The following is an 11095-nucleotide window of genomic DNA, read 5'->3' on the forward strand; positions in this document are numbered from 1 at the left end:
TATTTAGTAGTTAGTATTTAGACCTATAGTTTCTTGTTTTGAACCAAGAAAGGAAGGATACAAGGATGACCATGATCCTGCTCATCCTTGTATCCTTCCTTTCCTGGTTCAAAGACAATACTCTAATATCTCATTTCTAAAAGTCTAAAATCTAATTCCAGCAATAGGTCTACATACTAACTACTATTTCCTTGCTTCCTTCATCGGGTTGCTTTCTGTAGACTGTCCTCTTGCGCTTCTTCCGTTTTCTTTGAAGATTTCGAAGCGCGAGGGCTGTGCTTGTCGAGGCCAAGCGTTGTTTGCTTCATCGATGTCGGCAGTTTCGCGGTAGGGATCTAAGCGAATACTGACAACGTCCTTTGATTTGGCGAAGACTTTTGTTGCTTCTTGCTCGTTATGGCGCCATATATAAGCAGAGATACGGTCAATTTCTTTGCTGCCGTCGGCATAGTTCCATTCGATAATCAGTGGCATTACTAAACCGCCATTATTTTTAAAGGTCAATTCGTAGAAAGAGATCTTTCCATCGAATATATCCTTTTCTTTTTGGCTTAGGCCGCTATAAAATTGCTGGTAATTGTTTTGGTCAGCGGGACGTACCGCGAACCTATCCCATTTGTTGTAGAAGTCTAAAAGGGAAGTATCCTTTTCTACGAGGAATGCCATATTTTCTTCCATGTTGCGTTGCCTGCTGATGCTGTTCAAATCCTTCTCAAAAGCTTCTTTCCGGCTTTTTTGAGCTTCCGCTGGATTTCCGCCAGTCATTTTATACTGCGTTACATTTTCTAGGGAGATTTCAACCGGATCCGTCCCGAAGAACCAACCTCGCCAGAACCAGTCGAGATCCACTCCGGAAGCATCTTCCATGGTGCGGAAAAAATCTGCAGGCGTTGGGTGTTTAAATGCCCAACGTTGGGAATATTGTTTAAATGCGAAGTCGAATAACTCTCGACCCATCACGGTTTCGCGCAAGATATTTAATGCTGTAGCCGGCTTTGCGTAAGCGTTCGGCCCAAACTGAATGATATTCTCTGAGTTGGTCATAATTGGCTCCAGCTGATTTTTAGGGAGCTTCATGTAATCGGTAATCTTATGTGCGGGGCCACGGCGCGATGGAAAATCTTTATCCCACTCCTGCTCGGTTAGGAATTGTAGAAAAGTGTTTAAGCCCTCATCCATCCATGTCCATTGCCGCTCGTCGGAATTGACGATCATCGGGAAGAAGTTGTGTCCAACCTCGTGGATGATGACCCCTATCATGCCATATTTCACCGCTTCAGAATACGTTCCGTCCTCATCTGCGCGGCCGTAGTTAAAACAAATCATCGGATATTCCATTCCATTTGCCGCCTCTACCGAGATAGCCACAGGGTAAGGATAAGGAATCGAATATTTTGAATATGTTCTAAGCGTGTGGGCCACTGCCTTGGTCGAGTACTTTCTATATAATGGATATGCTTCCGGACCGTAATAGGACATCGCCATTGGTTGATTGCCCTCTATGCCATCTTGCACTTTCAATGCGTCCCAAACTAACCTTCGTGAACTTACAAAAGCGAAGTCTCTCACATTTTTCGCTTCGTATATCCAGGTTTTCTTTGCTGAGGATTTCTGTCCCATTGCTTTTTTAGCATCTTCGAGCGTCACTATTTCAATCGGTTCGTCCGATTGCTGGGCTTTCTTCCAACGAGCCATTTGTGTGGCGTTCAGCATCTGTGCATAATTTTGGCAGACACCTGTGGCACCCACGATATGATCTGCAGGAACTGTGATATGCACTTTGTAGTCTCCGAATACTAAGGCAAACTCTCCTCTTCCGGTAAACTGCTTATTTTGCCAGCCTTGGAAATCTGAATATACAGCCATGCGTGGAAACCATTGTGCAATGGTATACAAGTAATTGCCATCCTGCTCGAAATACTCGTATCCTCCACGACCGCCTTCTTCCATACGATTGGAAATCTTGTAGTCCCAATCAATATTCAGTACCATCTTTGCTCCTGGTTTCAAAGGAGTGGGAAGGTCTACACGCATCATTGTGTAATTGATTGTGTACTTTAAAGGTTTGTTCCCTCCATCCGCTACCTTACGGATATTGACGCCAAAGCCTTTCTTTTCAGGAACCAATCCTTTCAATCTTTCTAAAGACATGCGTTCGTTCAGGCTGCTTTGATCGAAACTTTTGCTCTCTGCATCATCGGCATGCTCGTTTTCATCCAACTGAATCCATAGATAATCCAACGGGTCGGGCGAATTGTTGGTATAGGTGATGGTCTCGGAACCCTTTAAGACCTGATTAACATCATCGACTTCACAATGAATTACGTAATCTGCCTTCTGCTGCCAATACATGGCGCCCGGTGCGCCGGAGGCGGTACGGAATATATTTGGATCGGAGATCAAAGAACCGAGTTGTTCGAATTTATTCCCATGGTTCGACCCTGGATTGTTCAACGACTGTGCGACACCCTGCTGCGTAAAGAAGGCACTTAAGCCGATTGCGAATGCTAAAACCTTAGATTTTTTCATACTTAAACTGGAATACGTTCTAGAGCCATAATTAATGAAATACCGACAACTGCTGACGAGAGGAAGAAACTCCAATCTCTATTCGTCACACTAAATATTTTCAACATCAGTTCAGACAGAAGGATAACAAAGAACACGATGATAAGTTGTCCGAATTCTAAACCGAGGTTGAAGGAAAGCAACGGCCAAAAGATATTTGCCTCTTTTCCTAAAAGGGATTGTAAATAATTAGAAAATCCTAATCCATGGATAAATCCAAAAGCTAATGCCATGCTGTATAACAATGCCGGACTGCGTTGTTTTCTACGTTTTGGGAGATTGTATAATGCTGTAATCAAAATAGTAACTGGTATAAGGAATTCTATCCAGTCTGAATTGACATTCAACACCTTGAAGGCTGCAAGCGCTAGGGTTACGGAATGGCCGACAGTAAAGGCTGTAACCAGCCACAATATCTTCTTCCAATCTTTCAGCACATAGCTACAACAGAGTACCATTACAAAAAGTATGTGGTCATATCCATTGAAATCAAGAATATGTTGCCAACCAAGTTGGAAATAGATAGAAAAGTCGCTCATGAATTAGGTCGTTATCAATTCGTCAACACAAATTTAATATTATTTTAATTATCGATGCAGGTCTTCTGGTTTTTCGATAATTTAGCATAAAATTGTTGCAATACTTTAAAGCACGACCAATGATAAAGAAACCTTGGCTCCTACTTATTCTCTGCTTGATAACGATTAGTGTATTTGCCCATCCTTTTTATGTCAGTATTTCCACGGTTGACTTCAATTCTAAGAACAAACGTATTGAAATTTCATGCCGTATCTTCTATGATGACCTCGAAGTAGCGCTAAGAAAGCAGTTGAATCAAAAAATCGACGTTATAAATCCTAAAAACAAAACCGTAGCCGACTCTGCGATATCAAAATATATACAGGATAATTTTAATCTGAAGGTAAATGGGCAATTTAAAAAGCTGAAGTTTGTGGGTTACGAAGTAGAAGAAGATGTTGCCTGGTGTTATTTCGAAACACCGCAGACAAATCCAATAAGCACGATAATGATTACCAATCAGTTGCTATATCAGGACTTTAAAACGCAATCCAATATCCTACATGTCACGATTGATGGAAAACGCCAAAGTACGAAAATGGATAATCCGAAGAAAAGTGTTGTAATAGATTTTAGACAATAGACATTAGACTTTAGAAACTAGAATTCTATACATGGTGTCTGTTACTGTCTCAATGCACTTAAAAATGGGGATAAAGGAAATGATATTTAAACCAATAAAAGACCGCCAAACATCTTAAATCTGATGTCTAGTGTCTAATATCTAAAAAAAGTGGCTTTTCTATTGAGGATTAGCTCCTCGGGTGGGTTTGGTTTGGTTGGCTGCGACGAATCCCCAGTTTGTTACGTAGTATAAGTAAGGGTTGTTCATCATTTTTTCTTTTTTGTTACTTTTCTTTTTAATCATATTTTACCTTTCTTTTTATTGTTTGATCATAATATAACAAATTTTGAACCAATTTGCAAATCTATTTCTAAAATTGCGTTATAGTGACAATAAGGAGTAAGGAAAAAACAACGAATAGGAGAAAGATGTATTTGATATTTTTTTAGACGGCCTGATCTACTTTGGCGTGCGCAATTTGCAGTTCTGCAGAATGTTTACTGATAAACTCTGATGGAGAGGTATTGAGAATACTTTTGAATACGCGATTGAAATGCACAACCGTGTTGAATCCACATTGATATGCTACTTCTGATATATTCTCGGTAGACTTGTTGATCAATAATTGGCAAGCTTTCTCGATTCTTATTTCGTTCAGAAAGGTAACATAGGTTTTCATCGTATGCTTTTTGAAATACTTGCAAAAAGCCGAAGGCGTCATATGGATAAGCTTTGAGACCTCTTCAATGCTTATTTCCTTATCGTAATTCGCTAATGAGAAACGAAGTACTTCGTTGATTCGGATACCGACTTTATCGTTGAATGTAGATTCAGGAAGTCCGGAATACAGGGAATGCATATCCTGTTCATGACGGATCAGGAATTGGAAGATATCGAGGATCGAAATAATCTTCTTCATCCCCTCTCCTTTTGCCAACTCAATAAACTTATCCTTAATTCCCAAACTAACATCTTGAGAGATCTTCTTACTTGAATCTAGCTTCTTGAAGAAGTCGCGCGCGGGATGCAATTCCGATAAATCGAAAAAGTGCCACAACTTATCAAATGCTACGAAAATATGAATCACATGGATGTTCTCTTCTTCTGGTCCCTCTTTGATAAAGATATGGGGATCGTTCGCCTTCATGATGTAGATTTCATCATCGGAGAAAGGTTGGATCAAGTTACCGATCAGCATAGATCCGCTCCCTTTTAGGATATAGGAAATCTGAAACTCTTTATGGCGATGATAATGATTATAAAAATTACTACGAAGATCCTCTTGCACATAGAAAGACCCTACCCCTGATGCCGGCGCAGTAAACTCAATAGGGTTCTTAGAATCGACGTTTCTCATAATTTAATCCTTAATCTTGAAGGTGTTCGAATATATTAACAGCTGAAACATTAATTGATCCCATAATTTAGTTCCTTCAAAAGTACCTATAATCAGGTGCAAATCTAAGCATACTTTATGGGTTAAATGTAATATTTGGATACTACTTTCCTACGATTAAAAAGAATAACCTTTCCGAGGAAAGGTCATTCTTCATTAAAATTAGTTAAAAGTTAAAGAAATCATGGGTATTTGCTCGGATACCTCCCAGCATCTACCGGATTATTTTTGACGGAATTGTTCGTAGTTTTTCTCGAACAAACCTTTAAGTTCCAATGCTTGTTTCTCATATGCTGCAGCGTCTTCCCAGAGTGCTACAGGGTTAAGAATTTCTGGAGGCACTGCATCGCAAGCTTTCGGCATATGCAATCCGAAGATAGGATGTGTGATATATTCCTGCTCCGATAGTTTACCTGCTAAGGCTTCACGAATTAAGGTTCTGGTGTAGCCTAATTTAATGCGATTTCCAACGCCATAAGGGCCGGCAACCCATCCGGTGTTCACTAACCATACCTGGATATCCGGATGTTGTTCCAATTTCTTACCCAATAAATCCGCATATTTCGTAGGATGCAATGGTAAGAATGCCTGTCCGAAACATGCTGAGAAGGTTGCTTGCGGTGTTGTAATACCAGCTTCGGTCCCGGCAATCTTCGATGTGTAGCCGTTGATAAAATAATACATAGCTTGTTCAACGGTCAGTTTAGAGATTGGAGGCAATACGCCAAACGCATCTGCTGCCAAAAAGAAAATATGCTTTGGGGCTGATCCTTGACCGTTTGGAACGATGTTTTCAATAAATTCTAGCGGGTAAGAAACGCGAATATTCTCTGTGATACTCTTATCCTCGTAATCAGGCTGACGAGTTCCTTCGTGGAATTTGACGTTCTCTAAAAGGGAGTTGAAACGAACCGCTTGGTAGATCTCGGGTTCTGATTCTGCGTTTAAGCCGATGCACTTCGCATAACATCCGCCTTCGATATTGAACACTTTATCTTCCGTCCAAACATGCTCATCATCACCGATTAGCTGTCTGCGTTTGTCCGACGACAAGGTTGTTTTTCCTGTACCAGACAAGCCGAAGTAAAGTGCGGTTTCACCATTCTCGCCACGATTAGCCGAACAGTGCATAGTTAAATACTGCTTATAAGTAGGTAACAAGTAGTTCAACACGATGAAGATACTCTTCTTGATCTCGCCTGTATACCCTGTTCCTGCAATCAGAACGATACGTTTCGTAAAGTTAATCGCTACGAAGTTTTCATTATTTAGTCCCAATGTAGCGTAATCTGCAATAGTATATTGCGGAGCAACTAATATTGACCAATCGGGTTGATTCTCCGCTTTTGCGTCATTGTCGTTAATAAATAGATTTGAAGCGAAGAGATTGTGCGACGCATTCGTTGAAACAACGCGGATTGTAATTTCCTCTGCAGGATCCGCACATGCTTTTGCGTCAAGAACATAGAGGGTTTGCTGTGATAGGTAATTTGTCACCTGATTCCAAAGCGTTTCAAAATGCGCTTCCGCGATGGGTTGATTTACCGCATTCCAATTCACTTTATCCTTAGTTTCCTCGTCCAAGACGATGAAACGGTCTTTCGGCGAACGTCCAGTAAATTTTCCGGTTTCAATGCATAAGGCGCCATTATCTGCTAATACGCCTTCATTGTTTAAGATAGCTTGCTCCACTAGTTCAGCTGCTTGCAACTGGTAATGAGAGGTAGCCTGTAGATCAATCTGCAAATATTTCAAATCCGGCAGATTTGAATTCGTTTTATATTGCATCATAATAGGTATTTTTAATGCTTATTTCTTCGGTAAAGGTACAGTGTACTATTAGACCGATATTAACCGCAAATGGCAATTTGTTAACCTATATTGTCCTAAATTTTACAGGCTAATAGAAAATTAAAATAAGAAGAGTAAAATACCACGGTTTAAAGCATATTTACCATATATTTATCATGTAAATAAAATCCCTAGACGGACAGAATGCTCAAAGAAGTTTTTATTATTGGAATTGGTGGTGCGGTAGGAAGCATCCTGCGTTATACGACGGGACAATATATTGCGAAGCATTTCCCCCATGCCATTCCAACAGGAACTTTATTAGTGAATATCATTGGTTGTCTGCTGATCGGCTTCCTAATTGGTTTTTTCGATAAGCAGCAGATCATCAATACCCATTGGAAATTGCTTCTGATTACCGGGTTCTGCGGAGGCTTCACGACCTTTTCGACCTTTGCCGCAGAAAATTATAATCTCATAACCAATAACCAGATTCCTCAAGCGCTATTATACATCGGTTTAAGTGTAATACTTGGCCTCCTTGCAGTATGGGCAGGATTATCGATTTCCAAACTGATAGCCTAAACATTTATTTTATGCGCGTTGCTATTCAGCTCATCGCTGAGTGAACATTCTATTTTATTAGTTAAAAAAGCTAAAATTCTCTACACATCTCCTTCTACATTTTAACAGTTTGTGACAAATGGTTACAAGGGAAACTTTTTTTTAAAATTTAACATATGCCTTCATCACCCTCAACAGGAGTCATTTTCTTTGAAAAATCCAAAGATTAAATATCTGATTAAAAACATCTTACATTTATTAATTAAATAAACATCATCTACCATACATCAGTTCATTTTTTACAATACTTTATTCGAGTTAGATTAGGAATTGTTAAAAAGTGTAAATCATTGCTCAAAATTTCAATAGATTTATCATAGTGTTCCATCTCTAGCCCTAGAGACTTCACAAAAATTATAAAACTAAAAAACGAACAATGAAACAAAGATTACTTAGTCTTTTAGTGCTATGTACGCTTATGGTTGGAGCGGCTTTTGCACAAAATCGCCAAGTAACGGGAAAAGTATCCTCGTCATCAGATGGATCTCCGATCTCGGGCGCCTCAGTTTCGGTAGTTGGAGGAACTGCTGGAACTCAAACAGACAACGAAGGAAATTTCAGCTTGGAAGTTCCCACGTCTGCAACTCAATTAAATGTATCCTACATAGGATATACATCTCAAAGGGTTTCGATAGGAAACCGATCGGTTATCAACATTCAATTAGTTTCAGAAGATGAAACGTTAGAAGAAGTCGTTGTGACAGCGTTAGGTATCTCCAGAGAGAAAAGATCTTTGGGATATGCCGCACAGGAGGTTAAAGGCGATGTCTTAACCGCAGCACGTGGTGGAAATGCGCTACAGTCACTATCTGGAAATGTGGCCGGAGCGGTAGTTTCTGCACCTTCGTCCAGCTTAGGCGGTTCTACGCGTATCGTATTGAGAGGTATCGGCTCGCTAACTGGCGAGAACAGACCCTTAATCGTTGTAGATGGTATCCCGATGGACAACTCGAACTACAACTCTGCGAATGCAGAAAGAGGTGCGGGTGGGCGTGACTATGGTGATGCCGGATTTGACATCAACCCTGATGACATCGAATCGGTAAACGTATTAAAAGGTGGCCCTGCATCAGCATTATACGGTGCGAGAGCTTCAAATGGTGTAGTTTTGATCAAAACTAAGAAAGCGAAACAAGGTCGCGACGAGATCGTCGTAAATACAGGTATGGCTTTCGAAAGTTTAGGTATTACGCCAAAACTTCAGAAATTATACGGTGGTGGTCTTGGTCCAGAATTCCTTAAGCAAACCATTGACGGTAAAGAATACCTGTTGGTAGATTATAATGCTGATGAATCGTGGGGAGCAAAATTCGACAATCAACAAGTATTACATTGGGATGCCTTCGATCCGGAAGACACTCAAAATTACATGAAAACTAGGGCTTGGGAATATCCCACAAACGATTACAAAACATTCTTTGAAACTGGCGTAGCATATAATAATGCGATCTCACTTGCAAAATCATATGAGAACACATCCGCTAGACTTTCACTTTCGAATGTCTCGCAATCAGGTATTGTTCCAAATACAGAATTAAAAAGAACAACGGCTGCATTAAGCATCGATAATAAGTTCTCTGAAAAATTTTCTGCACGTGGTACAATTAACTACATCAGAACAAATGGTTTCAATCGTCCGGAACAAGGTTATAGCGATGCTTCAATTGGTCAAAAGATGTTCCAATGGGGACAAATGCAATTAGACTACAAACGTTTGCAGAATTATAAGACTTCTTCAGGAGCCCAAAAAACATGGAACCGCTCAGCATGGAATGATCCTACTCCGTTATATTCGGATAACTATTACTGGATTATCAACGAAAATACAGCGGATGACCAACGTGATAGGTTTTATGGAAACGTAGAAGTACGTTATGACTTTATGCCAGGTTTATATGTAACTGGAAATGTCTACGGCGATAACTACACATTGAAAATTGGCGAACGTGTCGCTGTGGGTTCACAAGGGGTATCAGGATTCACAGAAAGAATCAGAGAGTTTACCGAAATGAACTATGAAGGTAGATTACATTACGACAAAAAATGGGAAGACTTCTCATTCAACGCTTTTATCGGTGCTAACCGTCGTAATACAACAAGATTCTCTTCAAACTCCAACACTAATGGTGGACTTATCGTTCCGAACTTGTATACAACCAACAATAGTATGCAAGCGGTCACTCTACAAACGACTCTATCAAGAAAGCGTGTAAATTCAGTATTTGGTAATTTCTCATTAGGATATAAAGACTTCTTATACGCTGACTTCGGATGGCGTAATGACTGGTCTTCAACATTACCGGAAGACGATAATTCTTACTTCTATCCTTCGGTAACAGGATCATTTGTATTCACGAAATTTATTGACGCTGACTGGCTAAACTTCGGTAAGTTACGTGCTGGTTGGTCTCAAGTAGGTAATGACACTGACCCATATCGCTTGTTAGATGTGTATCTAAATAACACCTACGGAAATACATCTTATCTTGATGTCCCTTACTTCTTAAAAAGCCTTCAAAAGCTAAACCCAGAACTTCGTCCTGAAACAAAGAAATCATATGAATTCGGTCTTGAAACATCGATGTTTGACAGCCGAGTGAGTTTAGATTTCACCTACTACAACGAAGAAACAACAGATTTAATCATGCCTGTTTCAACAGGTCCGGAAACCGGATATTCATCTAAAATATTGAATGCTGGACGCGCTGTAAACAAAGGTATCGAAGCGATGCTAACCCTAGTTCCTGTGCGCAATGACAACTTCGAGTGGTCTACTTCAGTGAACTTCGCTCGCAACAGAAATAAAGTAGTTGAACTATTTGAAGGAATCAAATCTCTTCCTCTTGCAAATGCGCCATTCAAAGCTTCCCTAGTTGCTATGGTAGGCCAGCCTTACGGACAAATTTATGGTTCGGATTTCATCTATGATGATCAAGGAAATAAAGTCGTAGGTGCTAATGGCCTATACCTATCGTCCGATGCGAAGAATTTAGGTACGATCTTACCGGACTTCAATGCAGGTTGGAGAAACAACGTAAGATATAAAGATTTCACATTTAGCGCATTGATTGACATCCAAAAAGGAGGTAAATACTTCTCTGTTTCGAACATGTTTGGTCATTACACAGGGGTATTAGAAGAAACCGCAGCAAATGATGTTCGTGAAAACAACTTCGTAGCGCCTGGAGTAACAGGTACAGTAACAAGAGAAACCGATGGTTCTTACACTGTTACAAATGTAAAAGAAAACGCGACAGAAGTTTCTGCTTATAACTATTTCAGACACTACTATGGTGGTCCAACGGTTCAAAACGTTTTTGATGCCGATTACATCAAATTAAGAGAGATCACGCTTGGATATAACTTACCTACATCGTTTGTTACCAAATTGCGTCTTAAAAATGCGACGATCTCAGGATTCGCTAGAAACATTGCAGCATGGGGCTTAGCAAATAAAAACTTCGACCCTGAAATGACAACGACAGGTTCTGGAAATATCCAAGGATTTGAAGGAGGTAACTTGCCAGCATCAAGAAATTTCGGTCTAAACTTGAAATTACAGTTTTAAAGAT

The 11095-nt window shown here is 40.1% G+C and carries 7 protein-coding genes; 3 read left to right on the forward strand and 4 right to left on the reverse strand.

Going from position 1 to position 11095, the window contains the following annotated elements; genetic code table 11:
* Positions 1-183: 183 nt before the first annotated feature.
* Positions 184-2529 carry a M1 family metallopeptidase gene (locus B2400_RS05855; RefSeq protein ID WP_293931760.1) on the reverse strand — a complete coding sequence of 782 codons (2346 nt, stop codon included), beginning with the start codon at positions 2527-2529 and terminating at the stop codon, positions 184-186.
* Positions 2530-2531: 2 nt separating this feature from the next.
* The gene (locus tag B2400_RS05860; RefSeq protein ID WP_260045023.1) at positions 2532-3107 is read right to left on the reverse strand and encodes a HupE/UreJ family protein; all 576 of its coding nucleotides are present in this window, start codon (positions 3105-3107) and stop codon (positions 2532-2534) included.
* Between the two features lie 119 nt (positions 3108-3226).
* Between B2400_RS05860 and B2400_RS05865 the strand changes: the two genes are divergently transcribed.
* Positions 3227-3730 carry a DUF6702 family protein gene (locus tag B2400_RS05865; protein ID WP_293931762.1) on the forward strand — a complete coding sequence of 168 codons (504 nt, stop codon included), beginning with the start codon at positions 3227-3229 and terminating at the stop codon, positions 3728-3730.
* A gap of 427 nt (positions 3731-4157) precedes the next feature.
* Here the strand turns inward: B2400_RS05865 and B2400_RS05870 are convergent, their stop codons facing one another.
* Both B2400_RS05870 and pckA read right to left on the reverse strand, forming a co-directional pair.
* Entirely contained in the window at positions 4158-5069 is a 912-nt protein-coding gene (locus tag B2400_RS05870) for an AraC family transcriptional regulator (RefSeq protein WP_260045020.1), read from the reverse strand.
* Positions 5070-5330: 261 nt separating this feature from the next.
* Positions 5331-6899, reverse strand: a complete 1569-nt coding sequence (pckA, locus tag B2400_RS05875; protein ID WP_293931765.1) for a phosphoenolpyruvate carboxykinase (ATP) — start codon at positions 6897-6899, stop codon at positions 5331-5333.
* Between the two features lie 204 nt (positions 6900-7103).
* Here pckA and crcB point away from each other — a divergent pair, with 204 nt between their 5' ends.
* Positions 7104-7484, forward strand: a complete 381-nt coding sequence (crcB, locus tag B2400_RS05880) for a fluoride efflux transporter CrcB (protein ID WP_293931767.1) — start codon at positions 7104-7106, stop codon at positions 7482-7484.
* A gap of 415 nt (positions 7485-7899) precedes the next feature.
* Positions 7900-11091, forward strand: coding sequence for a SusC/RagA family TonB-linked outer membrane protein (locus tag B2400_RS05885; RefSeq protein ID WP_293931769.1), 3192 nt, complete (start codon positions 7900-7902; stop codon positions 11089-11091).
* Positions 11092-11095: the final 4 nt, after the last annotated feature.

Origin of the sequence: Sphingobacterium sp. UBA6645, assembly GCF_002455685.1 — a bacterium.
Lineage (GTDB): Bacteria > Bacteroidota > Bacteroidia > Sphingobacteriales > Sphingobacteriaceae > Sphingobacterium > Sphingobacterium hotanense.